Source organism: Beijerinckia indica subsp. indica ATCC 9039 (genome assembly GCF_000019845.1).
Taxonomy (GTDB): Bacteria; Pseudomonadota; Alphaproteobacteria; order Rhizobiales; family Beijerinckiaceae; genus Beijerinckia; species Beijerinckia indica.
In genome coordinates this window covers 1,841,985-1,867,239 of record NC_010581.1, presented here as the reverse complement: position 1 = coordinate 1,867,239, position 25,255 = coordinate 1,841,985, and the positions used below count along the sequence as shown (strand labels likewise).

General features: G+C 54.5%; 22 protein-coding genes and 1 pseudogene. 9 read left to right on the top strand and 14 right to left on the bottom strand.

What is annotated here, in order from left to right; all coding sequences use genetic code 11:
- Positions 1–44: 44 nt before the first annotated feature.
- A complete protein-coding gene (locus BIND_RS08365; RefSeq protein ID WP_012384638.1) occupies positions 45–1,040 on the bottom strand; it encodes a glycosyltransferase family 2 protein in 996 nt (331 codons plus the stop codon).
- Positions 1,041–1,907: 867 nt separating this feature from the next.
- Here BIND_RS08365 and BIND_RS08360 point away from each other — a divergent pair.
- Positions 1,908–2,486 (top strand): TetR/AcrR family transcriptional regulator, encoded by a 579-nt coding sequence (locus BIND_RS08360; RefSeq protein ID WP_012384637.1) that lies wholly within the window; start codon positions 1,908–1,910, stop codon positions 2,484–2,486.
- A gap of 195 nt (positions 2,487–2,681) precedes the next feature.
- Complete coding sequence (locus tag BIND_RS08355) at positions 2,682–3,257, top strand: LmrA/YxaF family transcription factor (protein WP_085938749.1); 576 nt, start codon at positions 2,682–2,684, stop codon at positions 3,255–3,257.
- A 50-nt stretch (positions 3,258–3,307) separates the two neighbouring features.
- Here BIND_RS08355 and BIND_RS21285 read toward each other — a convergent pair whose 3' ends face one another.
- Positions 3,308–3,529, bottom strand: a complete 222-nt coding sequence (locus BIND_RS21285; protein WP_148210592.1) for a hypothetical protein — start codon at positions 3,527–3,529, stop codon at positions 3,308–3,310.
- Between the two features lie 549 nt (positions 3,530–4,078).
- Between BIND_RS21285 and BIND_RS08350 the strand changes: the two genes are divergently transcribed.
- Entirely contained in the window at positions 4,079–4,942 is an 864-nt protein-coding gene (locus BIND_RS08350) for a ChbG/HpnK family deacetylase (protein WP_012384635.1), read from the top strand.
- On the opposite strand, the gene BIND_RS08345 is transcribed toward BIND_RS08350, so the two are convergent.
- On the bottom strand, positions 4,939–5,538 hold the full coding sequence (locus BIND_RS08345) for a superoxide dismutase (protein ID WP_012384634.1): 600 nt from the start codon (positions 5,536–5,538) through the stop codon (positions 4,939–4,941). The two genes, BIND_RS08350 and BIND_RS08345, sit on opposite strands and share 4 nt — an antisense overlap.
- A gap of 759 nt (positions 5,539–6,297) precedes the next feature.
- Here BIND_RS08345 and BIND_RS08340 point away from each other — a divergent pair.
- A complete protein-coding gene (locus BIND_RS08340; RefSeq protein WP_012384633.1) occupies positions 6,298–7,479 on the top strand; it encodes a hypothetical protein in 1,182 nt (393 codons plus the stop codon).
- Between the two features lie 98 nt (positions 7,480–7,577).
- Here BIND_RS08340 and BIND_RS08335 read toward each other — a convergent pair whose 3' ends face one another.
- Positions 7,578–9,683 carry a S9 family peptidase gene (locus BIND_RS08335; RefSeq protein ID WP_012384632.1) on the bottom strand — a complete coding sequence of 702 codons (2,106 nt, stop codon included), beginning with the start codon at positions 9,681–9,683 and terminating at the stop codon, positions 7,578–7,580.
- Positions 9,684–9,879: 196 nt separating this feature from the next.
- Positions 9,880–10,296 (bottom strand): peptide-methionine (R)-S-oxide reductase MsrB, encoded by a 417-nt coding sequence (gene msrB / locus BIND_RS08330; RefSeq protein ID WP_041778609.1) that lies wholly within the window; start codon positions 10,294–10,296, stop codon positions 9,880–9,882.
- Positions 10,297–10,699: 403 nt separating this feature from the next.
- Between msrB and BIND_RS08325 the strand changes: the two genes are divergently transcribed.
- Positions 10,700–11,116 carry a Ros/MucR family transcriptional regulator gene (locus tag BIND_RS08325; RefSeq protein ID WP_012384630.1) on the top strand — a complete coding sequence of 139 codons (417 nt, stop codon included), beginning with the start codon at positions 10,700–10,702 and terminating at the stop codon, positions 11,114–11,116.
- A gap of 155 nt (positions 11,117–11,271) precedes the next feature.
- On the opposite strand, the gene BIND_RS08320 is transcribed toward BIND_RS08325, so the two are convergent.
- Both BIND_RS08320 and BIND_RS08315 read right to left on the bottom strand, forming a co-directional pair.
- Entirely contained in the window at positions 11,272–11,697 is a 426-nt protein-coding gene (locus BIND_RS08320; RefSeq protein WP_012384629.1) for a SufE family protein, read from the bottom strand.
- Positions 11,698–12,127: 430 nt separating this feature from the next.
- Positions 12,128–12,529, bottom strand: coding sequence for a hypothetical protein (locus BIND_RS08315; RefSeq protein WP_012384628.1), 402 nt, complete (start codon positions 12,527–12,529; stop codon positions 12,128–12,130).
- 259 nt (positions 12,530–12,788) lie between these two features.
- Between BIND_RS08315 and BIND_RS08310 the strand changes: the two genes are divergently transcribed.
- Together BIND_RS08310 and BIND_RS08305 are read left to right on the top strand one after the other, a co-directional pair.
- On the top strand, positions 12,789–14,597 hold the full coding sequence (locus BIND_RS08310; protein ID WP_050763931.1) for a PAS domain-containing sensor histidine kinase: 1,809 nt from the start codon (positions 12,789–12,791) through the stop codon (positions 14,595–14,597).
- Positions 14,590–15,459 (top strand): peptidoglycan-binding domain-containing protein, encoded by an 870-nt coding sequence (locus tag BIND_RS08305; RefSeq protein WP_041778003.1) that lies wholly within the window; start codon positions 14,590–14,592, stop codon positions 15,457–15,459. The genes BIND_RS08310 and BIND_RS08305 overlap by 8 nt, the downstream gene beginning before the upstream one ends.
- 313 nt (positions 15,460–15,772) lie before the next feature.
- Here the strand turns inward: BIND_RS08305 and BIND_RS08300 are convergent, their stop codons facing one another.
- Both BIND_RS08300 and BIND_RS08295 read right to left on the bottom strand, forming a co-directional pair.
- Positions 15,773–17,392, bottom strand: coding sequence for an inorganic phosphate transporter (locus BIND_RS08300; RefSeq protein WP_012384625.1), 1,620 nt, complete (start codon positions 17,390–17,392; stop codon positions 15,773–15,775).
- An 82-nt stretch (positions 17,393–17,474) separates the two neighbouring features.
- Positions 17,475–19,055 carry a helicase HerA-like domain-containing protein gene (locus BIND_RS08295; RefSeq protein ID WP_012384624.1) on the bottom strand — a complete coding sequence of 527 codons (1,581 nt, stop codon included), beginning with the start codon at positions 19,053–19,055 and terminating at the stop codon, positions 17,475–17,477.
- 222 nt (positions 19,056–19,277) lie between these two features.
- Between BIND_RS08295 and BIND_RS08290 the strand changes: the two genes are divergently transcribed.
- Positions 19,278–19,661, top strand: coding sequence for a hypothetical protein (locus BIND_RS08290; RefSeq protein WP_012384623.1), 384 nt, complete (start codon positions 19,278–19,280; stop codon positions 19,659–19,661).
- An 86-nt stretch (positions 19,662–19,747) separates the two neighbouring features.
- On the opposite strand, the gene BIND_RS08285 is transcribed toward BIND_RS08290, so the two are convergent.
- On the bottom strand, positions 19,748–19,981 hold the full coding sequence (locus BIND_RS08285; RefSeq protein ID WP_012384622.1) for a hypothetical protein: 234 nt from the start codon (positions 19,979–19,981) through the stop codon (positions 19,748–19,750).
- Positions 19,982–20,545: 564 nt separating this feature from the next.
- Between BIND_RS08285 and BIND_RS08280 the strand changes: the two genes are divergently transcribed.
- Positions 20,546–20,752 (top strand): hypothetical protein, encoded by a 207-nt coding sequence (locus BIND_RS08280; protein ID WP_041778002.1) that lies wholly within the window; start codon positions 20,546–20,548, stop codon positions 20,750–20,752.
- Positions 20,753–20,985: 233 nt separating this feature from the next.
- Here BIND_RS08280 and BIND_RS08275 read toward each other — a convergent pair whose 3' ends face one another.
- From BIND_RS08275 to BIND_RS21925, 4 genes and pseudogenes are all read right to left on the bottom strand, one after another.
- Positions 20,986–21,567, bottom strand: a complete 582-nt coding sequence (locus tag BIND_RS08275) for a DUF1254 domain-containing protein (protein WP_148210591.1) — start codon at positions 21,565–21,567, stop codon at positions 20,986–20,988.
- 44 nt (positions 21,568–21,611) lie between these two features.
- The gene (locus BIND_RS08270; protein WP_012384620.1) at positions 21,612–22,178 is read right to left on the bottom strand and encodes a DUF1214 domain-containing protein; all 567 of its coding nucleotides are present in this window, start codon (positions 22,176–22,178) and stop codon (positions 21,612–21,614) included.
- Between the two features lie 145 nt (positions 22,179–22,323).
- Positions 22,324–23,316, bottom strand: coding sequence for a DUF1254 domain-containing protein (locus tag BIND_RS21930; RefSeq protein ID WP_341872319.1), 993 nt, complete (start codon positions 23,314–23,316; stop codon positions 22,324–22,326).
- Positions 23,317–24,669 (bottom strand): annotated as a pseudogene (locus BIND_RS21925) (DUF1254 domain-containing protein); the annotation flags it as partial.
- Positions 24,670–25,255 lie beyond the last annotated feature (586 nt).

Here is a 25,255-nt window from a genome sequence, read left to right as displayed (position 1 = left end):
GGGGTGACAGCATCAGGAGGGAAGAAAGCTTTCCCGCAAGATGATCAGGGCTTTTTAACCTTGGCAGGATGATGGTCTGGGCCGACAAATTCCTGCACAAGATAAAGCGGGCGCCGTTTCACCTCGGTAAAGATCCGGCCGATATATTCGCCGAGAATACCAAGCGAAAGCAATTGCACGCCGGCGAAGAAGGTGATCGACACGATCAACGAGGCATAACCTGGAACGCTGACGCCCAGCACCAGGGTCTCGCCGATGAAATAAACGGCCGCCGCAAGGGCAAGCAAAGAAATGAAAGTGCCGAGATAGGTCCAGACCTCCAAGGGCAGGGTGCTGAAGGACATCAATCCGTCGAGCGCGAAACGGGTCAATTTCCGATAGCTGAATTTGGAAACGCCATAAGCGCGGTCCTCGACATGAAAAGGCACGCCGATCGATTTGAAACCGATCCATGCATAGAGCCCCTTGGAAAAGCGCGCATGTTCACGCATCTGCAAGAGAGCCTTGACGGCCTGGGCGTCGAGCAGGCGGAAATCACCAGCCCCTTCGGGCAGGCGCGTCTCGCCGAATTGGCCAAATAATTTATAGAAGCGATGCGTCAGCATGCGCCGGAGCGGACTATCCGCCTTGCGATCGATCCTTTGGCCATAGACGTTCTTATAACCCTGACGCCAAAATTTGACGAAGGTTGCAATCATTTCCGGAGGATGCTGCAAATCGGCGTCGAGAATGACGCTGGCTTCTCCCCGAGCGTGATCAAGACCAGCGGCGATGGCGATTTCCTTGCCGAAATTGCGGCTGAGCGAAACGATACCAACCGTGTGATCGGCCTCATGCGCGGCATGCAAGATTTTCAGAGTCTCGTCACGGGACCCGTCATCGACGAAAATGATCTCATGGGACCGTGTGCAAGACGTAAGGATCGGCGTGAGCCTCCCGAGAAAAGGACAAATATTCTCCGCCTCGTTGAAGACCGGCACGATAATGCTCAACTCAGGCAACCCTGATCTATGTTCTGATTGTTCTTGCAAGCTTGCCATGAAAGGACTCCGCGCGATCCGCGTTGAAGATGGTTCGCGACCCTTTGTCTTCAAAAGATCCGCTTCGCGTTGACTCGTGTAAAGGTATCGGGAGCTAGAGCTTTAGCGCGCGTGGCGCCTTGCGAGAACCCCTTTCTAGAATCTCAAAAGTTAGGTTTGAACGGGATTTGATCAGGGACTCCTAGCGTGGGACGCCAATCATGTCTCGTGTATGAACGACAGACTATAAACCCGATTGACTGTCAGGTAGCACAACGAAATCCCGATAAATTGCGCATGGATGAAAAAGCTGTCGAATTTGTGAACGGCTTTGTCGATAGCAGCAAGCGGTCCGATGCTGTATCACGATCGTATCAGTAACTTTTTCCATGGATTGAGATTTCCAAATCGGCTGAATGACAGAGAAAGCTATGCCCAACATTGCCCAGATCATCAATGTGATGATCGTGTGGCCTGATCCTCATAGAAAGGCCGGCGCAAAGGTTCATCAAAAGGGTTTTTGAGTTTGAGAGGCAGCTTTTCGGCTATTATCATCTCTACGCCAATGTCTACGGATCTTCCTTGAATGAAAATTTCCGCTTGAGTATTGCCTTGACCTTCAAAAGACTATTTAAGTCAGAAAAATTTCACAATTTTGTTCCGAACTCACGCAACCGTCGATCGTCTTACCGACGACGTAATTAACTCCCAATGATAGTCTCGGAGGAATGATTCACAACAAATGAGTTAAATATTTAAGGCTTATATATAAGCTAAATAAAGTATTTAGTGCGTAGATAGACTGTATAGACACACTTTGTATCATAGTCTCAATTTTGCACCATTTCATTGTAATGACTAGATAACGGTGAATAAGAGTCAGAACACATGCAGCATGATACAAGTCGCTATAAGGATATTCTATCCGCGGCAGAATCTCTTTTTAGATATAAAGGCTATCATGCTACATCCATGAGTGACGTTGCAGAGATATGCCATGTTCAAAAGCCTGCATTATATCATCATTTCTCTAGCAAAGAAGAGCTTGCCTTAGCTGTTATGGCAGAAGTGCAAACTTATTTTGACAGTTCTGTTTTTGTTTATGCCTATGACGATGCTCTTTTGCCCGAAATACAGCTCTTGAATATGAATAAAATGATTGAAAGATATTATTCTGTTGGTTCTGGTGGTTGTCTATTCGCAAATTTCACGATCGAACAAATTGATTCTATTCCGGCATTCGTTGTCCCGATACGGTACTATTTTGAATCCTGGTCAAATGCTTACATCGCTATTTTTTCCAAGGCATACGGGTTTGAAGAAGCTGAGTCTCTCGCTGGTGGCTTTGTGTCTGATTTGCAGGGAGCCTTAATTATGATTCGCGTCACGCAAGATTCAGAGCATTTGCTGCGGATATTCAGACGCCTCACTCAAAAGCTGCATACAGGCCCATTGTTAGAGAAATAAAGCTTTGGACTATATATACATATATTATTTTTCTCGGGCCTTTTCATGCCCCAAATATGCCACAAACAATAATGGAAAATTAACTCCTCGGAATATAATAGATTCCAGAGGCCAAGTTATCTGGTTGAAGACTTTGTGGTCTCGTTAAAAATCAATACGCTCTTAGCCTACTATATATATTTAACGGGTTACCCCATGCCAGTAGAAAAAAATAAGCCCGATGAAATGTTTGAAATTGCGGCAAATATGTTCAGGCTGCATGGGTATTGTGACACTGATATTGACGATATTTCAAAAAAATGCTCTGTAAATTTATCGCTTATGCGTGAGATATTTAATACTAAAACGAATGTTGCACTAGAGATTATGTCTCATATACAAAACCACTTTGATTTTGAAATATTGATACATGCATATGATAAAAAACTGCCGGCTTATATACGAATTGAAAGTTTGAGTAAGGCGATCGAGGATTATTTCATTAAATGTAATGGCGGGTGTGTCTTTATAAAGTTTAGTATCGAGCAGATGAATAAAGATGACGCTTTTGTGGAGCCTATTAAGCGTTACTTTGATTCACTAAATGATGCGTATAAAGAGATCTTCCTGGAAGTTTATCAGCCTGATCAAGCTGTAGAAGTAGCTAGTAGAGTTGTTTCAGATTTACAGGGCGCCCTTATTATGATGCGTGTTGATGGAGATATCTGGCCATTGCAGCAGTTCACGGAGCGACTCCTTACAAGGTTGCGGGCCGATATGTCTCACATGTGATTTAGAAATATTATGATAGAAATGACGAATTAACTAACTAAAACCATATCTTATGAAGATATGGAGAGCTGCGCTTCAGCTTCACGAAATACTTGCCTTAGAGCATCTGCAAGTGTGTAGAGTTTTGCAGAATCCGCTAGGCTGCACAACTGCGATGACAGTTGAGCTATGTATTCGATATTACACATAGCATCTTCGCGATTTACTCCCACCACCATCGGAAAGTTACGGCTATTTTTGCCTTGTGCTTTGACATGACTATTCTTGAGCATGGTATTTCCCTTATTTTTCAGCTTTTTCTTTAGAATTTCTCAGACATATTACTCTATTCGAATGTGGCCTTAGACAGCATTTTATCTTCGATCTGGCCCGTACGCTGACATAGCCGCGATTTAGTAGAATTACCAACCGGTCGGTAAGCGCAAAACTACCAACCGATCGGTAAATGTCAAGGGAATATTAACTTTTTGTAGGAAATTTCAGATTGTCACATGACATGGCTGCCAAAGTGGCTTGTTAATGACATAGCGAGTTCGGCTTTTGGGAACTGAGGCGCGTGCTCGGCTTTGTCCGATCGTTGACGATGCGCCTAATCCTCCCCGCAAAGTTTGCGATATCGGCGGCAATTGCCTTGGCCTTCTTCGGCTAGCTCCTCTTTATCGAGGCAAGCTCTGCGCAATTCTTCAGAATCCGACAGCCGCACTGACCGAGCCCTCTCGGAATAGAAGATGGGCGGAAACCACAATGCGGGTGACGGCGTATGCTCTTTCAGGGTTCGACCTACGGCGTTAGAGAGGAGTGGCCAATTATGAGGAATTCCCATGCCTAAGGCCGGAAATGGCTTTTGCTTCAGTCTCTGCGCCGATGATTACGCGCTTTCTCCGGCCGTAAGCCTGGGGATTCGCGAAGCTTTGACGGCCCGCCGGCTCAGCGCGACGAGCGTGATGACGACCATGGCTGGCTGGCACCGGGAGGCACACGATTTACGGCCTTTTCACCCCGAGGCGGAGATTGGCCTGCATCTCAATTTGACCTCGGGCACGCCGCTCGGGGCCATGCCATGTTTCGCCCCCACGGGCCGTTTGCCGCCGATCGGCCGACTCATCAAGGCCGCCTATGGGAGAACTTTGCCTGAAGCCGAGATCCGGGCAGAAATTTCGCGTCAGATCGATGCGTTCATAGACTCATTCGGGGCCGCACCCGATTATATCGACGGCCATCAGCATGTGCAGGCACTGCCCGGGATCCGCCTCTGGCTGCTCGAAACGCTCGCGGAAAAGGGATTGACCGGCAAGCTCTGGCTGCGCGATAGCGGCGACAGCTTGTCTCGTATCATCATGCGGGGAGGAGAGCTTTCCAAGGCCTTGATGGTCGCGGGATTCGCGCGCGGTTTCGCAAGGATGGCGGCGGCGCATGGATTTGCCTGCAACGAGGGTTTCGCCGGATTTTCCGCTTTCGCCCCCGACGAAAATTATGGGCAGGCCTTCGCGCATTTTCTGACGGCGCCGGGAAAAAGGCATCTCATCATGTGCCATCCGGGCCATTGCGACGAGGAATTGGCCGCGCTCGATCCGGTGACCACCAGCCGAGAAAAGGAACTGGCTTTCCTTCTCTCGGATGATTTCTTGCGCCTGCTCGATCAGCGCAAGGCGCGACTTTCACGCCTTGCCATCATCAGGAATTAGCCGACAGCCTTGGTGTAGAGCTCTTCGACATATTCCCAGTTCACGAGGCTATCGACGAAGGCCTTGAGATAGTCGGGACGGCGATTGCGATAGTCGATATAGTAGGAATGTTCCCAGACGTCGCAACCGAGGATCGGGGTCGCACCATGAACGAGCGGGTTCTCGCCGTTCGGGGTCTTCATGACGACGATCTTGCCGTCCTTGACGGCGAGCCAGGACCAGCCGGAACCGAACTGGGTCACGCCAGCCTGAATGAATTCTTCCTTGGCCTTATCGACAGAGCCGAAGCTGTCGATGATCGCCTTTTCGACTGTGCCGGGAATGGCACCGCCACCGTTCGGCTTCATCCACTGCCAGAAATGCAGGTGGTTGTAATGCTGGCCAGCATTGTTGAAGAGGCCAGGATTCTTGCCGAAGGATTCCTTGACGATATCCTCGAGGGACTTGCCTTCGAGGCCGCTATCCTTGAGCAGATTATTGCCGTTCGTCACATAAGCCTGATGGTGCTTGTCGTGATGGAACTCGAGCGTCTCCTTCGACATGAAGGGTTGCAACGCATCATAGGCATAAGGCAGGGGGGGAAGTGTGAGCGACATAGAAGGCTCCTGAATTTCGAATCGCGTGCAGCAGAAAGCAGAATGCGCACATTGCCCTGCCGCTCAGCTATAACTAAACGGCTCCGCTTGGTACGGCAACCATTCGCTAGACAGGAATGCTCAAGCTGGAACCCAGTTCCAGAGCCGGCTTTTCAAGGAACCCGCGCGCATATCCTTGGTTCCACAAGGGCTTCCTTGAGGACCGATGATGAAGAGCAACGGCCATTCACGTTGAACCTTGTTCGATGCTCGCGTGCGTAAGAGCAGAAACTTCAAGAGATGTCGCTGTTTGCTTTTTTTGCGATCACGGACAATCAAATTGTCCCGTCCCGCTAGGGCCAAGGTGGGCCAAACGGCTTTGGCGAGCTGAAAGCCGCCCCTTTTCTTAGAAAAACTTTGTTATTTTACAAATACTTGTATGCTTCTTGTATGGTTATGTAAACCACTGACGGGAGGCCTGTCGCCTCTTCATGGCCGTGGTGCTAAATTTTGGTAAAAATCCATCAAGGCGAGACAATCGTCGCAAAAGAAAGCACAATAGATTGACCTGGGATAATTTGTTTATTTATCGTGGTTTATTCATTGAATTTATTCAAAGGATGCCGATCCATCGTTGTTTGGTTGAAGGCATCTGGTTCGCGTTCACGTGAAACAACTCATTTGACTTCGAAGCATCATGTCGAAGGGCGGATCGTGATCGATCGTCGATAAGCCGGCATGAGGGTGCAAAGATTTAGACCAAGATTTGGATTGAAAACGATGAATTACGCAGTCCTCGCCGTGGGTTTTCTGATGGCCTTGATTGGGCTGATCACGGCCTATCATGGTTATGGCATCATCGAAATCGAACGTGGCTGGACGGCCGTGATCGCGGGTGTCGTCGCGCTCTCGGGTGGGGTGATCATCGTCGTGCTCGGCCTGATTTTGCGGGCCCTCGGGCAAATACGGCTGCTTCTCGAAGCCGAGGGACATATGGCGGCCCTCACACGCGCCACGCCTTTGCCGGACGATCTTCCGGTGCGGCCAAGTCTCGATCTGACGCGCCCAGCTCCGAACCCCTTCCCGGAACCCGAACCGACCCCTTACCAATCTTTCCACGAACCAGAACCTGCTCAGGCTTTTCCCGCAGCGCGCGCTTTTGGGGACGGGCCTCCCTCAACCCATCAGGCCTGGGCATCGGAATTCGGCGCCCCTGCAATTCTGTCCTCCGGGCTCGAAGCCGTGCTTGAGGAAGAACGCGCGCGCGCAGTGACCCGTCCGCACGAGGCAGAGCCCGAGCGGGCTTCCGCTGACCTGCGCACGTCCGCTGCTGATCTCCACGAGCAAGACATCAACGTTGAGCCTGTTTTCCGCAGGATGCCAGAGGCAAATCCGGCGCAGCACCATGACGAAAAGCCATTCGATGCCGTGCAGCGAAACCCTATCGAGGCGGATGAGCCAGAAATCACGCCGACGCATCAAGAAGAAAGCCTAGCGGAATTGGACGAAGCGCCGATCCGGCATGGCCGAGAGCATGATCACGAGCATGACCATGACCAGGCAATCGAGCCGCATCCTCCCGCTTGGCCTGAGAGTACCGAACCCACCCCAGCCGTGGCATCCATGATCGAGGACGACATCCTTCGATTGCTTGGGGCGCTTGAGAAGCCTATCGCTGACGAGGTTTTGGAACCCCACGCGCCAATCATCGAAGAGGAAACCGCTCCGGCCGTCCCCACGGAGCCGGAACCTGAGCCCGAGCCGCTCCCAGCCAAACAGCCTGAGCCTGCTGCACCCGACGCTCCCACGAAGAGCCAGACGATCATCGGTCGTTACGAGGCCGATGGCACCGCCTATGTCATGTTCTCGGATGGATCGATCGAAGCGCATTCGGCGCGAGGCGTCGCCCGCTTCAAATCCATGGCAGAGCTCAAGGCCTATATGGAGGCGGAAGCTCAATAATTTTCAGGCTTTCCTGCCCGGTTTTACGCTTAGAGCATCAGGCCCAAAAGGGGCTTCCCCTTTTGGGCCTGATGCATTTTCAATGAAAATCCAAGGCTCTAAGACGTAAAACCGGGATCAATACAGGCCAAGGCGAAGGCGTATTCATTTGCGACCTCGCTCAACCGGTCGAATCGACCCGATGCGCCGCCATGGCCTGCGCCCATATTGGTCATCAGGAGAATGGGACCGCCCCCTGCCATTGTCGCCCGCAAGCGGGCGACCCATTTGGCCGGCTCCCAATAGGTGACGCGGGGATCGGTCAGCCCGCCCAGGGCTAAAATTGGCGGATAGATTTTAGCTGCGACATTATCGTAAGGCGAATAGCTACGAATGGTGGCAAAGGCCTGTGGATCAAGGATCGGATTGCCCCATTCGAGCCATTCTGGCGGGGTCAGCGGCAATTCGGCGTCGAGCATCGTATTCAAAACATCGACGAAGGGCACATCCGCGATAATGCCGGCAAAAAGCTCGGGTGCCAGATTGGCGACCGCGCCCATCAGCATGCCGCCGGCGCTGCCACCTTGGGCAACGATGCGTCCTTCGCGAGTCAACCCTTGTGCAACGAGATGCCGTCCCGCCGTGACAAAATCCGCAAACGTATTGGTTTTTTTGTCGAGTTTGCCGTCCGTATACCAGTGCCACCCCTTGTCAGTGCCGCCGCGAATATGAGCGATCGCGAATATGAACCCGCGATCGACCAGACTGAGCCGGCCAGAGGAGAAAGAAGCCGGCGTTGGATGGCCGTAAGCGCCATAGCCGTAGAGCAGCACGGGGGCGGAACCGTCGAGCTTGGTGTTTTTATGGTAGAGGATTGAGACCGGGACGCTGGCTCCGTCCGCAGCCGTAGCGAACAGCCGCTTGGTCACGTAATCGGCAGGATCATGGCCGCTCGGCAGGATCTGACGCTTCCGCAAGACGCGGGCTTCGGTCGCGAGATCATAATCATAGATTTCTCGCGGCGTGGTCATCGAGGAATAGGTAAAGCGGAGAAGCGTCGTCGCGTATTCGAAGCGTTCCGCGAGCCCCAGGTGATAGGCCTCTTCGGCAAAGGCGACCGTTCGCTCGGTCCCGGTCACGAATTCATGGATCTTGAGGCTCGGCAGACCATTCTCGCGCTCGAGACGGACGAGATAATCCTTGAATATGGCGCAGGTGATGATCATCCGCCCCGCGACATGGGCCACAAAATCCTGCCAATAGGCCTTGGATGGCGTCGCAAGCGGAGCGCTGACGATCTTGAAATCCTCGGCGCCATCCGCGTTGGTGCGGATGAACAGCCGGTCCCCATGATCTTCCACCTCATAACGCAAGCCACGGGCGCGGGCCTCAATCAATTGTGGAGCAGCGAGCGGATCGCCGAGATCGAGAAGGTGGCATTCCGAGGAATCGTGATCGGAAACGCTGACGATCGCGAATGTCGAGGACTGGCTGCGCCGGATATTGACGAACCAAGCAGGATCGAGCTCCTCGAACACCAGAACATCTTTGGCGCTATCGGTTCCGACGATATGGCGAAAGACTTGAGCCGTCCGATGATTGGCATCGACGCGAACGTAATAGAAGCCGCTCGAATCCCGCATCCAGACCAGATTGCCGTCAGTATCGGGCACGAGATCTGGCCCATCCGTCCCTGTCGCCGGATCACGTACTCTGATCGAATAGAGTTCCGAGCCCTTTTCGTCGACGCTCCAGGCCACGAGGCGGTGATCGGGGGAATGACGCACCATGCCGATGTCGAAGAAAGCCTTGCCGTGTCCTTCTTTTTCGCCATCAAGGAGAACCACTTCGTTCTCCCCAGTAAGATCGGTGCGGCAGAACAAAGGATGCTGTCCTCCCGTTACATGGCGGGCATAGTAGAGCCAGTCACCATCCTTCGTAGGGACTTCGGCATCGTCCTCCTTGATGCGTCCGCGCATTTCCTTGACGAGGGTTTGGCGTAACTCTTCGCCAGGCGCCAACAGGGCCTGCGCATAGAGATTTTCACCCTCGAGCACTTGCCGAATATCGGCTGGCAGAGCGGAAGGATCACGCAGGACTTGCTGCCAATTGTCAGCTTTGAGCCAAGCATAATCATCGACCAACGTCACGCCATGGACGGTTTTCGATTCTGGCCGCTTCTCGACGAGGGGAGGGACGGGCGGGACGGCTAAGGTCTTATCCATGTTCTGTCGTTCGTCATTTCATGTGAGCTGCCTTGTGTTTATCGCAACGCAAGGCAGCAATGTCCTGAAAATTGCCCAGTCAGGAGGATGAGCCGGCATCGAGCTTAGCGAGAGTGCCTGAAATAGACCCAAATTAAATCTTTGAATGTATTCTCTAGCTGTACTGGGGACGCTCATGCACCGATTTCGAGAGGCTTTATTTGTCCGTAGGCTCGAATTTAAGCGATTGGCCATTCATGCAATAGCGCAAACCGGTGGGCTGCGGTCCATCGGGAAAGACATGGCCAAGATGAGCCTCGCATTTCGCGCAGCGGACCTCGGTGCGATGCATGAAATGCGAATTATCCGCATGTTCCTCGACGGCGCCAGCTTGCACGGGCGCATAGAAACTCGGCCAGCCGGTTCCGGAATCAAACTTGGTCTCCGACTGGAATAAAGGTGCACCGCAACAAATACAGGAGTAAAGACCTGGTTTTTTTTGATCCCAATTTGGTCCAGTAAAGGCTTGCTCGGTTCCGTGTCGACGCGTGACCTCGTATTGAGACGGCGTCAATTGAGCGCGCCATTCAGCATCGCTTTTCGTTATCTTGCTTTTAGAATTGTCTTGCGTCATGACACCCTCCTCGGCGTCGATCATTATTCACTCGCCAAGGAATTCGGCAAGCTTTGCATGGTCGAGGCTTTTTTTATCATTGGACTGACCTATATAGGAGCAAGAAGGCACAGTGCAGCATCGATACCAAAGCTATCGATTTTTTACCTGACCGTGCATTGAGCAGCTTATGCAAATGATCACATCACGGAAATTTTCACTTAATTTAACTAAACCTTCCTAAGTGATACTTGCGGATAAGCTGTTATGGTTCTAGAAAAAACGAAAGTTGTCGTAAGTTGATTCGGTATGGGTCCTGGCGTACTTATGTTTGACAGCTTGCTTACGTCTCCACTCATAAAGTGACGCTTCACTTTAGCCGGTCTCTTTCTGACTGAATCCCTTATTCTGGATATTTACCGCCATGAGCGAGACATCACCATCCAATAGTTATATCGAACTGGCCGCTGATATTGTGTCCGCCTATGTGAGCAACAATTCTGTCCCGGCCAGCGATCTACCGAGCTTGATCAACGAAGTACATTCCGCCTTGCTTCGTGTTACCACCGGTACTGTCACACCAACGGTGGAAATACCCAAGCCTGCGGTCCCGACGAAAAAATCGGTGACCAATGAATTTATCGTGTGCCTGGAAGATGGGCGGAAGTTTAAATCGCTGAAGCGGCATCTGCGCACGCAATATAATATGTCTCCAGATGAATATCGGGAGAAATGGGGTTTGCCGGCCGATTATCCTATGGTCGCGCCAAACTACGCCAAGGCTCGCTCCAATCTCGCCAAGCAAATGGGGCTCGGACAGCAGCGCCGCCGCAAAAGGTAAAATGGAGCCCAGATATGGGCCCATCTCCAAACTCAAAAAGCCGCGCCATTTGATCATGGACGCGGCTTTTGTTGTAAGCGCCTTTATAAAAGCTATTAAACCCGAAAAGCAGGGCTTTTCGGGTTTAATTCTACGGTATGACAGGAAGGATGAGCTCAGGCGACAGCGGCTGCGGCGCGCGCGTCATTCTTGATCCGCTCGACCATGGACCGGACGCCATTGGTCCGCTGCGGCGTCAGATGAGCGGAAAGACCCAGACTCTTGAACAGTTCCTGGGCGTCCGTATCGATGATCTTGCTGGCCGTCTGGCCGGAATAAAGTGCCAAAATCAAAGCGACGAGACCGCGCACAATATGCGCGTCGCTATCGCCCTTGAGGTTCAGAACGGGAGCGCCCGAGGCATCAGCGCCGACATTGGTCTCAAGCCAGACCTGACTGGCGCAACCCAAAACCTTGTTCTGATCATTATGGGCGGCCTCGTCCAAGGGCTCCAAGGTCCTGCCAAGTTCGATCAGATAACGATAGCGGTCTTCCCACTCGTCGAGGTAGTTGAAGTTTTCGATGATCTCGTCGAGGTTCATGGCGATCCGAAGGCTCGAAGTTAATTCTCTTTACCGCATCATATAGGCGTATGAGGAGAGAGGTGCCACAAGAAACGGCGGCAAAGATATCTTTGAAGATTTGCTTTGGTTCTTTCCCCTCAATCGCCTTTTCCGCCAATCGCGAAAACCATGAAGGCGCCTGAGCATCAATTGCCAAAACGTTTATCTAAAAGTGGTGTCCACTTTTAGCCTGGTGCGGCGGATACACGGCCCTGTCTCAGGTTGGAAGAACCGTCCCGAAGGATCATGCTTCATGACCCTTATCTGACACTTATGCAATCTCATTGCCACTATGTTTGTTTTGAAGTCGAAAGTGGCCTCTCATCTTCGACTGAGCCTCTTAACACCGAGTCTCGCGAGGCAAATGCCGGTGGTCATGCTCATCAAGATTGATGACTATGCCTTCACCTCACGGATCGACGGCCGGGGAGGGATGAGTTCTTCCTGGCTGTTTTTCGCCTTGTTGTTTCTCGCTCGGGATTTTTTCGCTCAGGATTTTTTCTATAGAGGACTTTGCGCCGGCCAGCCGGCCCAGGCTGAGCCCGGCTTCGAGGCAGGTCCGCGTATTTTCCCGGCAAATCCGCTGCAGGACTCCGGGCGATTCATCGACGAGCGCGCGCAAAACGCCGTCGAGTTTAGCCTTGTCGAGCGGGGAAGGATCGAGCTCGAAAGCGTTACGCTTGGCCTTATCGGCCTCCGGCTTGGCCCGAGACTCGTCCGGCGCTTTGCCATGGGGGATGAGTCCGGCGGTCGGAAAAATCGCGGTAAACACGATCATCAGCCAGAAAGCGACACGGAGCAGAAACATCATGCTTCATGATCGCATGATCATCTTTCAGAATCGTTGCTTCGATCGATTGCCGCGCGGTCTGACGCTCTATTTGTGGCGGAGACAGAGCCATCCAGGCGCGAGCACAATATCTTTTAAACCATAGCCTCGTTTTGCTCGCATTCAGAAACGGCTGCGTTGTGGAAATCGATTCAATTTAGTGCGCTTTTAAGATCAATCTGCGACGACTCAGGGGCTGGCCGAACTTTTCGAAAAGGGGGCCGGGTCGGAGTATGATGCGTTGAGTCTTTTGCGCAGCCTTGAAAATCCTCTCGCCTTGCCTCGGCAGCAGGCCTTCATGCTGCGTCAGGGCCTGCATTGTCTCGCGGTCCTCATCGGCATGCCGCTTTTTTTTGCTTTGCATAAGGCGCCGCATTGGCCCGAGGCGGTCGTGTTCATGACCATGCTGTTACCGCTCAGCGCGCTGGTTTTTGTCGCGCTGACGGATGTTCTGCATTGGGCGCAGATTCTCGTCTCCTTCAGCCTTTGCCTCATGGCCATGGCTTTGGCCTCGGCTGGTGCGGGCATGGGCAGCGTCGGTGCCGCTTTGTTTCTCGCCGCGGTCGAGGCTTTCATCACGTTCGACCCTGTCATGATCGGCCTTGCCGCCTTGGCGACGGCCGGAGCCGTCGCGGGAATCAGCCTTTTGCGGGCTCCGCTGTCCCTCCCGGCCAGTACGATCAGCGTCTTGGACTTGCTTTGCCTCGCGGGTAGCCTTTTCTACGGCCTCGCTCTGATGCTTCATGCCGTGCACCTCCATAAGGTGGAAGCGCAGCGAGCCAGGCGGAGAAATCCCGATCTTTTGCCTCTGATCCATCAGTTGGGCGATTTCGTTGTCGTGCATGATCGCAGCGGCACGGCCTGGGCGCTCAATCGCCATTTCGAACATCATTTGGGTCTTCCACCGGACGATTTGATGGGGCGTGGATTGTTCGACCATGTCCATGTCCTGGATCGCCCGGCCTTTCTGCGGGCCATCGCCGATGCCGCCGGCGGAGAAGGGGCCTCGAACATCACCATCCGGTTGCGGGGCAGGGGGGAGGACCTTTCCTCGGTCGAACCGTGTTTTCGCTGGTTCGATGTCTGTATCAATCGCTTCGAGAATGGCCACGCCAAGAAGCGAGAGGAAGCGGAGGCAGACGATCAAGCCATGATCATCGGCGTCTACCGCGATATCAGCGCGATGAGACGCGTTGAACAGGAATTGGATGCGGCGCGTGTGGCGGCGGAAACGGCGAATCAGGCGAAAGATCGCTTCCTCGCCAATATGAGTCATGAATTACGCACGCCGTTGAATGCCATCATCGGCTTTTCCGAAATGCTCGCCGACCCGCAGCTTTGTCCTCAAGATCCGCTGAAACAGCGCGAATATGCGGCAATCATTCATAGTTCAGGCGAACATCTCCTTCATGTCGTGAATTCCATTCTCGACATGTCGAAAATTCATTCCGGCACTTTCCCCCTGCAGCCGCAACCCATTGTCCTCGCGCCGTTGATCGCTTCTTGCTGCGCCATGCTGCGGCCACAAGCGGAGGCCAAGGAAATCGAACTCGTGCAGATCCATGCTGATCCATGGGACGAGATCGTGGCCGACCAGCAGGCTTGCAAACAGATCCTGCTCAATCTGCTCTCGAACGCCGTCAAATTCACGCCGCGGCGGGGCCGTGTCACGATTGCCGTGGATTGCGTTGTGGATTGTCTCGACGATATCCAGATCGCCGTTCAAGATACGGGTATTGGCATCAGCGCCGACGATCTCACGCGGCTTGGCGAACCCTTCTTTCAAGCCATGGTGCGGCAAGAGCGGCCCCATGAAGGAACCGGGCTGGGCCTGTCCATCGTTCGCGGCCTCGTCGAATTGCACGGCGGCACGCTGCTGATCGAAAGCGAGCCAGACCAGGGAACATCCATGATCGTCCGCTTGCCGCGTGAGGGACGCCCCCAGGATAAGACAGAAGGTCGAGAGTGGCGGACCGAGACACAAACCCGTCGTGGCGTGCCTGCGGAAATTTCGGTGCTCAAGGAAGCAAAGGTGAAGAAAATTGCGTGAAGCCCTGGCAGCCACTGATTATGATTTCGTGATGGCCGAACCCAAGAAGAAATCGCCGGCACGAAAGAAAGACGGCGCGCGGAAATCCGGCGGCCAAGCGAAGAAGGCCAAGGCTCCCGGGCGCATGAAACGCTATGCCGGTTTCGCGGCTTGCGCCCTGTCCGTGGCGGCCATCGGCGGGATTCTCGTCAATGCCCTGATTTTGCAGAAAAGCCGGCATCCGGCCCCGCTCTTCAGCCAAGCGACGCCAGTCAAACGCGCCCCCGTCGAATCGCCGGCGCCACGCGCTCATTCCGTAGCAGTGCCTGCGAGCGAGCCGACCCCGCCCGCGCCACCGCCGGAACGGGCCATGCTCGACAAGCTCGCGGCTAAGGAGGCCAGTCCCTCCGGATCAGCCGCCCCTCCGGCTCCGATGGCAAGCAAACCCAAGGATGAGATTGCCCTTCTTCTCATGGGCAAACAGCCCGAGGCCAAGAAGCCGGCCGCGTCGCAAGCCGTGAAACATGAGGTCCCAGCCAGTCATGAGAGCGCGCACAGCGTTATGGCGCCGAAGGCGGAAGCTGCCAAACCAGTGCACAAGGCTCCGGAAGCAGCACGCCAAGAAGGAGTACATCAAGAAATAGCCCACCAAGAACCAGTCCATAAGGAGCAAGCCAAACAGGATCCGAGCAAGTCGATCTATGCGGCTCAACGCGCGCTGGTAAAGCTCGGCTTCGTTCTCAAGCCTGATGGTGTGGCGAACGAAAGCACAAAACAGGCGATCGCCCGTTATGAGCAGGACCACAAATTGCCCGTGCATGGAGTGGTGACACCCCAATTGCTGCATCGGCTCGAGGTGGAAGCCGGCATCAAGGCGCAATGATTGGCGCGCTGAGAAGAGATCCACTCTCTTCTCGCCCGAAAAGCTTCAGCCCAAGCGTGGCACTCTTCAATCGGTAACAGGACAACTCCAAAAGGGCCGCCTTTTGGAGTTGTCCGGTTTTGAGTTGTGCTGCCGGAAATATCATATCCATGCCTGCATAGACGGTCTGTTTTCGTCCCACATGTGAACGAGATCGAAAGCAGCAGGACAACCCACACCAAGATTATGATTGTTTGTGCACACAAACAAAAAGCCTCGCCGATGAAAGATCATCGACGAGGCTTGAAGCTCTTCTTGGAAAAGATAGGCGAGATCAGAAAAGCTGCCGGAACGACCAGAACAGGAAGCCCGAGAGGCACATCGCGCAGGGCAGCGTCAAAACCCAGGCGAGTGCGATATTGCGCAAAGTTCCGAGTTGAACGCCGGATCCGTTGGCTGCCATCGTGCCGGCGACACCAGACGAGAGCACATGCGTGGTCGAGACCGGCAAGCCATAAGTATCCGCCACGAAAATCGTCCCCATGGCGACAAGTTCAGCGGCGGCTCCTTGACCATAGGTCAAATGCGTCTTGCCGATTTTCTCGCCGACGGTGACGACGATGCGTTTCCAGCCGACCATCGTGCCGAGGCCAAGGGCGATCGCCACGGAGACCTTAACCCACGGAGGAATGAATTTCGTCGCCGAGTCGAGCTGTTTCTTGTAGTTGCCGAGGATGGTGAGATCCTCAGCAGAAAGCTCGCTGGCCTTGTCCTTGGCAAGGAAACGCAAGGCCTCGGAGGCGAGATACATATCGTTACGCGTATTGCCAGCTTCTTGCAGAGGAATCTTGGCAATGGCACCATAGCTCGTGACCTGATGGGCAATATCGCGGATCAGCACGGCAAGCGACGGAAAAGTCCCCTCGCTGATTTCATGCTGCGTGAGATAGGCCGTCACGGCTGGACGCGGATCGCCCAGGATTGCATGACCCGAAGCCTTGGCCTCGACCACCGTGGAGGCCGCTTCCGAAGCTTGCACGAAAGCCTCGACGTGGCTCGCCGGCAAGGTCCTGTTCAAGGCATAGGCGGTCGGCACGGTGCCGATGAGGATCAGCATGATTAAGCCCATGCCTTTTTGGCCGTCGTTCGAACCATGCGCAAAGGAAACGCCCGTGCAGGTCAAGACCAGCAGACCACGAATCCAAAGCGGCGGCTTGCTATTGCCTTTCGGCTCACCATAAAGCGCGGGATTGCGGATCAAGGCCCGCATCACGAGGAGCAGCAAAGCGGAGCAGATGAAGCCAACCAGCGGTGAAAGCAAGAGAGCATAGCCGATTTCCGTGGCCTTGCCCCAGTCAACACCCGCTGTCCCATCGCGGCCGCGCATGAGCGCATTGGTAACGCCGACGCCAATGATCGAACCAATGAGCGTATGCGAGCTCGAGGCCGGCAGGCCGAACCACCAGGTCCCGAGATTCCAGATGATCGCCGCGATCAGCATGGCGAACACCATGGCAAAGCCGGCTTCGGAGCCGACTTGCAGGATCAGTTCAACCGGGAGCAATGAAACAATGCCGAAAGCGACCGCTCCGGTTGAGGTGAGGACCCCGAGAAAGTTGAAGAAGCCGGACCAGACAACCGCGACCTGCGGCTGGAGCGACCGCGTGTAAATGACAGTCGCCACGGCATTGGCCGTATCGTGGAAACCGTTGACGAATTCAAAAGCCAGCGCGATAAACAGCGCGACACCGAGCAACAGAAATGGCAAGATACTCGTGATCTTGGCGCCAGCATCGGAAACATCAACAAATATACTGTAAGCGGTAAAAAATAGACCTAAAGCAATTGCAGTAAGTAAACCAAATAGTGTACGGATGCCCATGGGTTCATCAAGCTTCACCCGTTCAGGCGTTTCATTTTCCTGGTAGTATGTTGGTGCTGTTGCATCGACCATAACCGCCCCCATTGTTACGGATAGGCTTAATGATGCGAAGCGACATTACCATGACAGCTTGGAATTTTACGACATAGCTTGCTTATTTACTCAAGCTGCCGAAAATATTGCGCACGATCGCATGGGCGATTTGCGTTCCGGCCGAACGCGCCGCCGATTGCACGGCCGACCGGACGGCGATTTCGCCGGGCGAGAGAGCCTTGCTGCCGGGTTTGCGGGTGAAGAGGCCACCAACCACTTGGCCAAGACCACCGAGCCAGCCGCTTTCTTCAGAGGTGGGCGGATTCGCACTCGTGTTTGGCTGGGTTCCATATTGGCCCCATTTCGGCCGGGACTCCGGCGCGGCGGCCTGGCCCATCCTCTCATTGACCCGTCCTTGAAGGATTTCAAAGGCGGAATCCCGGTCGATCGCCGTGTCATATTTGCCGAGCACCGGGCTCGCTTGAATAATCTCCGCGCGTTCTTGAGGTGTCACCGGCCCGACACGCGCGGCGGGCGGAGCAATCAATGTTCTCGCCACCATTTCCGGCATGGCTTTCTCGTCGAGCATCGAGACCAAAGCTTCGCCGACACCGAGTTGCGTGATCACCGTTTCCGTATCGAGGGTGGGATTCTGACGGAACGTGCTGGCCGCAACCTTGACTGCTTTTTGATCTCGTGGGGTGAAAGCCCGTAGAGCATGCTGGGCGCGATTGCCGAGCTGCCCCAGGACTGTATCAGGAATATCCGCTGGATTTTGTGTGACGAAATAAACTCCGACGCCTTTTGAGCGGATCAGCCGCACCACCTGCTCAATCGCGGTCAGAAGGCTTTTCGGCGCATTATCAAACAGGAGATGCGCCTCGTCGAAAAAGAAGACGAGTTTTGGCTGGTCTGGATCGCCGATTTCCGGCAATTGCTCGAACAATTCCGACAGCATCCAGAGCAGGAAGGTTGCATAAAGGCGCGGTGAACGCATCAATTTGTCGGCGGCCAGAATATTGATTCGGCCGCGTCCATCCCGATCGGTCTGCATGAAATCATGAATGTCGAGCGCTGGCTCGCCGAAGAATTGCGTAGCGCCCTGATTTTCGAGAACCAGCAATTGTCTTTGGATCGCGCCAATCGTCGCCGGCGCGATATTGCCATATTGCCGAAATTGCGCGGCATTGTCGCCAATGTGCTGGAGCAGGGCGCGCAGATCCTTGAGATCGAGCAATAACAAGCCCTGTTCGTCGGAGAGTTTGAAGGCGATATTCAAGACGCCTTCCTGAACCTCGTTGAGATCGAGCAGCCGCGCGAGAAGGAGGGGGCCCATGTCGGAAATCGTGGCGCGGATCGGATGGCCCTGTTCGGCCAGAAGGTCCCAATAGACGACAGGGAAACGATCCGGTGTATAGGGGATGCCAATCTCTGCCGCCCGGTTCACCAGGGCGGGCTTGCCTTCGCCCGGCATGGCGAGGCCGGCGAGATCCCCCTTGATGTCCGCCGCGAAAACACTGGTGCCGGCCTGAGAGAATCCTTCGGCGAGCAATTGCAGCGTGACCGTCTTGCCGGTCCCCGTCGCGCCGGCGATGAGGCCATGCCGATTACCCATGCGCAAGGTCAGATATTCATATTTGTCACTTTTGCCGACCAGAATGCGGCCCGCCGAGGCTTTTTCATGCGTGGATGGATCGGCCATCGTCTTTGCCCCGCTTCCTGACACTTTTGCGCTGGATTCGCTTTGCGTGAACATACACGCGTCAGAATTATTCCAAAGCTTTGACGCCGGAAAGTGGGGGTCCCCATTTGGGCGTCGACAGTTTACAACTGTACATGGAAGTTCGGATGGTCGCCATCATGAGGTGCGCAGGTTGCGTGCACTCCATGGAGATCAAATCGATTGTCATCCTGGGGAGATCGCATGGAAGAATTGGTCAGTCAGGTGGCGCTTCGCGCCGGTCTCGCGCCGGAAGTAACGGGCCAGGCCATTGCCGTGATCTTTGCCTTTTTGCGCAAGGAAGGTCCCGCTCAAGAGATCGATTCTCTCTTTGCTACAATTTCTGGCGCGGCCGAGGCCGCAGCCACGAAAGCCGATGCCTTCGGGGGCGGTCTTTTCGGCGGGTTCATGAGCAAGATGGGCGGGGGCGTGATGATGCTCGCTGGTCAGTTGACCTCGCTCGGTCTCGGCATCAATGATATGCAAAGCCTTGGCAAGGCCTTGTTCGAGAATTTGCGGGAAAAGGTCGGCGAGGAGCATCTCGGCCGCATCGCCGCCGCCATTCCCGGCCTCTCCCAATTGCTTTGAACCTGAGGACAGATCGCCGGCTCCAGCTTCCGCTCAAAGCGGAAACTGGAGAACGGAGCCAAGGGTACAAAGTGCTTCTCTTGGCCTTATCGCATGATTTCGCGTATTTTCTTCACCTGTTCGGCGGCCTCCGCATCGCCGCCTTCCGCCTTGGCCTCAAGATCGCCAAAATGGGTCCAGCTGGCGCTATCCTCATGATAAATCATGACGTCGTCAGCAGCATTTTGCCGGCGCGCGCGGCGCACCGTGTCATCGACGAAGGATTCCCTCGCCCCTGTAAATTTGCCGTAAGCGCGAATGAACGCATAATCCGTCGCCATTTTTTACTCCGTGAATAGTCCCGGTTGCCTTTGCGGAAAAAGGGGCTCCCGTTTCAAAATCCGGCTGCGAGCGTGATTTCGACACAGAGAGCCGACTTCCGATTTCGATTGGAGGATCCGGCCGCGGCGTCTCGAAAACGACGCGGGACCAGCCCATTATTAGCGCGTTGATACGCCGCAATGTCCGGTAAAGCCATCGCTCTTTGCGGCACGAGGCCAAACCCTCTTTCCTCGATCGAAATCCTTAAGTCCCATGGCAAGGGCTGATCCAGAAGTCGTGCCAAATCCTCCCAAAGCCGGGCGTATTGGGGTTCGGGCCGGATGGCGAGTTTCCCGCAAGATTGATGCGTTAAAGGAGAGGGGCTCCCTCGTTGGAGGGAGGGCGGTTTTCAAAACAAGAGCGGGATCGTCCCCAAAAACGCGAGGGGATGTCACGGCAATGAAACTTTCTGGCCCATCGCGTCTTCTCTTGTGAGCGCAAGCGACAGAGTCGTGAAACTGCCACATCAGGACATAACCCACCCGGGCGCGGGACCAGGGTCAGCACAAAAGGGCGATTAGATCATGGGTGACGTCATCATGTTCCGTTCAACCCCATTCATTTTATGCAAATCCTCCGCTCCATTTGCGGGCCGAGCGGATCCGGCACGACGTCCTTCGGCCAAGATCGCCTTCTTTCCGGGCATTCGCTATCTGGCCGATTCTCAGGACGCCGAGAAGAAATGTTTCGACCTTGCGAGCAAAAAGCCTAAGCCCACAGAAAAGAAATGAATGATCGGCGCCCCAATTGTTATAACATGGGGTACGTGGCAGTGGCGATGAACCGGCCTCGGGGCAGGCGCGGAAGAATAAAATAGACATGGAATAGGGTAACGATACCTGAGAATGCTCAGGCGAGAATGCAGGGCCCGCCGATCATTGCGTTTGTCCTCTTGCTCAAAGAGCAAGTGAGGCTATTTGTGGCTCTATGCATCTCAAGGGCGGAAAAACCGGCACATAGATCGTCAGCGTGATGCTTCATCAGCCTTGCGGCACTGAATCGTTTGCATCCAATTCTTGATTTCGTCCCGCTGACTGGGCCGAGTGACCAAAGCGCGGATGAGAATGAAACCGGATTGATCCGGGGCGATAATCCGCAAATCTTCCCCCGCCGCCGCCGCCGTGTGATCAGTGCCGACGTCCTCACTGTCACTTTCGAGGTCATCGAATTGTTGCTGGTCGAGGAGGAGCAGATGGATCCTCCCATGCTGGGCGGCCCGGTCCGTCACAGCATAAAAGCTCTCTCCGGAAGGCCGATGGAAAGAAAAACTCACGAATTCCATCCCCTTGATTTCTGCATCGAGCCGGAACGGTCGTTCGGAGAGATCGAAGAGGCACAGGCCTTGAACCAGGGCGGGATCCTCGAACGGCGCTCCCGTTCCCGAGGCTGTTGGACTCGGCGGGAGGCCTGGATGCCCTGGTGTCGCAAAAGCGGCCCAGCGCATCATGGCTTTCTCTCCCGCAAGAAAGGGCAAAGCCAGGATCGTAGCGATATGAACGGCCAAAGCCAGGCAAAGAACCCCACCGAGATATAGGAGTGCGCCCAACAAGCGGCCTTCTTTCATCGGTGGAACGGTTGCGGATCGTACTTTCATTCGCAATGGCCCCGGACGAGACGAGGAAAAATGGGAGCGTCCAGAGCAGTATCGACCATGTCGAGTTCATTATCATAGAGCCGCAGCTGCAGGATGAACGGCTCTTGCCCAAGCGGCAGCCAATTGCCCGGCCGTGCGTGACGGGAAAGCATGATTTCGAATTGCCCTTCACTGTCGCGCAAGATTTCACGCGACGTAAACGCCTTGCGCAGGGGATCCGTGTGAGGCAGGCCCGTGGGGGCGAGGCGCGTCAAGGTCCAGAAACGGCCCTGGCTGACGGGTCCAATGAAACGATAATCACAGGAGGGTGTGAGAGGACGGCCATCGCTATCGCGTTCAGCAATGAAGCTCGAACCCTCGCCCTTGGCGAGGGGAAGCTCTCCCGTCAGGGCGAGCTTTGCACGACGGTAGGGATCGATGTCGCCACCGCCAGAATAATCCACCCAGGGACCAATGCGGACGGAGCCAAAGCTCAAGTCATGATCGAGAACGAAGGCCGTGAGACCCAATCCGCCCGCGAGGCCAGCAAGGACCACCAGGAGATAGCCGAGAAACGTTCGCATGGTCTCCTTTAACAGATTCCAATGCTTTTGGCGCCACCCTTCCAGGGTGGTCATAACAAAGAATGAATTTTGACTGTCACCCAATCTCCGGCGACATTCACACGCTTCCCCCTCTGCTGCACGGGGAAGTCCCATTGCCTCCGGTTCAAGGGACCGGCTGAGGCTCAGGAAAACTCCAGGTTCCGTTGAGGATTTCGGCGCGTGGTCGATAGAGGCGCACGGTATAGTTCCAGCCCGGCATGATCGGAAGACAGTTGGCGATTTTGCCGTCGCAGCCACCGAACTGGACTGTGATCGAGCCATCATCGCTTTTCTTGGCCGTGATATCGTTGAGCGTGTAGGCGTTCAGTGGGTTGGGCTGATAATAGCCCTCCGCATTATAGACGCTGACCGACCAGAAGCCATCGACCGGCACATTTTTGACATTGAGGCGATAGATGGTGGCGCCGTCATTCTTGCTCGGCGTAATATTGAGATAAGTGGCGTCCTTATCGGGATTGCCGCCCCAGGCCGACGCCGTGCCGATGAGATGACGCACGGGATCGACATCGTCTTTCGTACCGAATGCCTTTTTGAAGTCGGGCAGTGTCGAACTGAGAACCAGGAGGGCGTCACGCACTTTCTTCTGGCTCGCGCGGTCCCAGTTTGGGACCGTGAAGCTGCCCAAACTCTTCTGCTCGACCTTGATCGCGTCCTGCAGGGCGTGAACTTGATCAATATCCTTGGGATCTGCCGGATTGACCAGCGTGCGGATCGCGAAGAGGGCGTAGCGCGTACCGACCTTCTCCTTGTCGAACGTGTAGGAACCAGCGCCATAGACCACTGCTGGCACATAATGGTCCTGGTTGATCACCTGCATTGACATGAAGCGCTTGCCTGCGTCGGGCAGGCTGATCGTCACGGGCCCCGCGTCGAGGTCGAACACCGCTGACGAATAGAGCGTGTCACGATTCAAGCGAATGACAGTCTGGTTGTCGATCGCCGCGGGCTCTCGGCGATGGTTGAACTTGCCAAGGCCGCCTTCCTTGACCAGAGCCGCGAGATAGGTATCAGACTCGGCTCGAATGAAGTTGTCGACGGTGACGGGGATTGTATTGACCGCACGGGGTTTGGGGGACGATTGCGTTTTGTCATTCACCCGCAGGAGCGGCGGCGCTTTCCATGCGCCATCGAGGGCGGCCGGCTTCGGCCAATAGAGCCGCATCACTGTGAAGAACGGACCATTTGGCGCGGGGAGCCAATTGGCTTCCCTCTCCTTGCCGGGCGAGTCATGCTGGACATAAAGCGTGATACCGCCGTCAGCATCACGCTTCAGGTCCGGCAGCATGGGCGAGTTGATCAGATACCGGTTGAGCGGGTTGGCTGAGAGAAGACTGGATGGCAGTTCATAAAGGGTCAGTGACCAGAACGCGTTGACTGGCGGCAACTGATCAGGGGCAAACCGAAGCTCATAGTGATTGCTTCCGTTCAGCGCTTTCTTTCCGTCATCGACGAAATAGACTGGATAGATCGCCTCATCCTTCGAATTACCAAAGATACCCAGGACGGCCGCGGCCATCCGATCGAGGTAATTTCCGTTCAGGAACGCGCGCGTCCCAAAACTGTCGGCGCTCGCCTTCTTTCCGGTATCGAGTTGATTCTCCTTGAACTCCTTGAACGTGTTCCAGGCATCGGCCATTCCCTCATTGACCGCCTTGCGTATATCGGGTGAGAGGGTTTTTGAATCGAACGTGCCATGTGCGCCAAGCCCCAGCTTGGCAAAGCGCGCCATCAGTTTCGTTTCAGAGGGATGTGTGGGGCAGAATTGGAGAACGAAGTCGAGAATATTGAAAAACTCGGGCGAAGACTTTTCCTCCTCAGCGCTCAATGGCTTGATGAAATTGACGACAGGAGGGGCGGGTGGTGCCGGTTTGCCGAGGAATTGCGACAATGGCACGACCTTGTAGCCGGCCTGGATTTTTTTGACATTGTCGATATCGGCCGGATTGAAAAGCTGAGTCCGATAGAGGACGAAGGCAAATTCTGTTTCTGATCGGATCACCGCCTTGATGCCAGGGGGTGTCTCGCCCTTCCAGTTGGGTCCGGCCAACAGAAAGTTTCCGGCATTATTCCCGGTTGCGCGGCTGCCTACATAGGCAAAATTGAACGTGTACATGTCGATGAATTGGAGCGAGTAGTATCGCTCCTTCTCGATGGCGGGAACGCTGATCACCAGTGGCTCTGCCCGCAGGTCCGCGCCAAGGAATGAATAGGGCGTATCGGAATTAGGTGTCTGGATCGCTTTGTCATCCGGCGTGAAGACGCGTGCGACATTGCTCAGCGTGTTCCAAGGCGCCTTGAACTCAGGATTGTTGCGGTCGACGAAATAGGAATATTGAATACGGTAGCTGTCCACGAGTGGAAAGCCGTAGATGGTGGCGTCCTTGGCGATCGCCCGCGCCTCATCCGGCGAGAGGGATTGCGCCATTGCAGACGAGGCAAACATGTTCATCAAACTGAACAAACAGACTATGATGACAACAAGTGAGCGGGCTCTCGTCATAAATGTTTTCCCATATTCGGGGCCACGAAACCGACTTGTGCTTTGATCTCTACCGAAGCCCCCATGGGAGCCTTGTCTGGCTGTCTATGTTGTTCCCTGCTTTATTATTTCAGCTTGAGCTTTGCTCTTGTCTGCTCGACTCTCGTTTCAACAGCTTACCATCAGTCCTCATCGCATTCCATTTGAATGCACCCCTCGCGAGATCTTCGCAAAAGTCTGAGAATAGCGTAAATGAGACCAGAGCGCGCGGCTTGCTGGCGTGCAGACTTTGATCGATTGAGAGCATCAAACCCGGACGTGGCTTCCACTTTGGGACCTATTTGATGCGTTTTCAGAAAGATGGAGCATCGGATAGAATGCAATTTGAAAGTCCGATGCTCAAGGACATGGATGCATGAGAATCGACGAGCGTCACCCGGTTTGATGCTCCTGAGCATCATCTTGAAGTGGAAAACTTCAGAACGGGATCAAGCGTTAAATCAAAATGATGCTGGGCATTGAACCCGAATGGTACCCTATGTGCGGGCTGAACGGC

Excerpts from the sequence above, each read along its gene's own strand:
- BIND_RS08360 (WP_012384637.1), top strand. The coding sequence starts at position 1,908 with ATGCAGCATGATACAAGTCGCTATAAGGATATTCTATCCGCGGCAGAA.
- BIND_RS08325 (WP_012384630.1), top strand. The coding sequence starts at position 10,700 with ATGAGCGAGACATCACCATCCAATAGTTATATCGAACTGGCCGCTGAT.
- msrB (WP_041778609.1), bottom strand. The coding sequence starts at position 10,296 with ATGACGCAAGACAATTCTAAAAGCAAGATAACGAAAAGCGATGCTGAA.
- BIND_RS21285 (WP_148210592.1), bottom strand. The coding sequence starts at position 3,529 with ATGCTCAAGAATAGTCATGTCAAAGCACAAGGCAAAAATAGCCGTAAC.
- BIND_RS08280 (WP_041778002.1), top strand. The coding sequence starts at position 20,546 with ATGGGTGACGTCATCATGTTCCGTTCAACCCCATTCATTTTATGCAAA.
- BIND_RS08365 (WP_012384638.1), bottom strand. The coding sequence starts at position 1,040 with ATGGCAAGCTTGCAAGAACAATCAGAACATAGATCAGGGTTGCCTGAG.
- BIND_RS08300 (WP_012384625.1), bottom strand. The coding sequence starts at position 17,392 with ATGGTCGATGCAACAGCACCAACATACTACCAGGAAAATGAAACGCCT.
- BIND_RS08285 (WP_012384622.1), bottom strand. The coding sequence starts at position 19,981 with ATGGCGACGGATTATGCGTTCATTCGCGCTTACGGCAAATTTACAGGG.
- BIND_RS08340 (WP_012384633.1), top strand. The coding sequence starts at position 6,298 with ATGAATTACGCAGTCCTCGCCGTGGGTTTTCTGATGGCCTTGATTGGG.
- BIND_RS08350 (WP_012384635.1), top strand. The coding sequence starts at position 4,079 with ATGCCTAAGGCCGGAAATGGCTTTTGCTTCAGTCTCTGCGCCGATGAT.
- BIND_RS08335 (WP_012384632.1), bottom strand. The coding sequence starts at position 9,683 with ATGGATAAGACCTTAGCCGTCCCGCCCGTCCCTCCCCTCGTCGAGAAG.
- BIND_RS08355 (WP_085938749.1), top strand. The coding sequence starts at position 2,682 with ATGCCAGTAGAAAAAAATAAGCCCGATGAAATGTTTGAAATTGCGGCA.
- BIND_RS08295 (WP_012384624.1), bottom strand. The coding sequence starts at position 19,055 with ATGGCCGATCCATCCACGCATGAAAAAGCCTCGGCGGGCCGCATTCTG.
- BIND_RS08345 (WP_012384634.1), bottom strand. The coding sequence starts at position 5,538 with ATGTCGCTCACACTTCCCCCCCTGCCTTATGCCTATGATGCGTTGCAA.
- BIND_RS08315 (WP_012384628.1), bottom strand. The coding sequence starts at position 12,529 with ATGATGTTTCTGCTCCGTGTCGCTTTCTGGCTGATGATCGTGTTTACC.
- BIND_RS08320 (WP_012384629.1), bottom strand. The coding sequence starts at position 11,697 with ATGAACCTCGACGAGATCATCGAAAACTTCAACTACCTCGACGAGTGG.
- BIND_RS08290 (WP_012384623.1), top strand. The coding sequence starts at position 19,278 with ATGGAAGAATTGGTCAGTCAGGTGGCGCTTCGCGCCGGTCTCGCGCCG.
- BIND_RS08270 (WP_012384620.1), bottom strand. The coding sequence starts at position 22,178 with ATGCGAACGTTTCTCGGCTATCTCCTGGTGGTCCTTGCTGGCCTCGCG.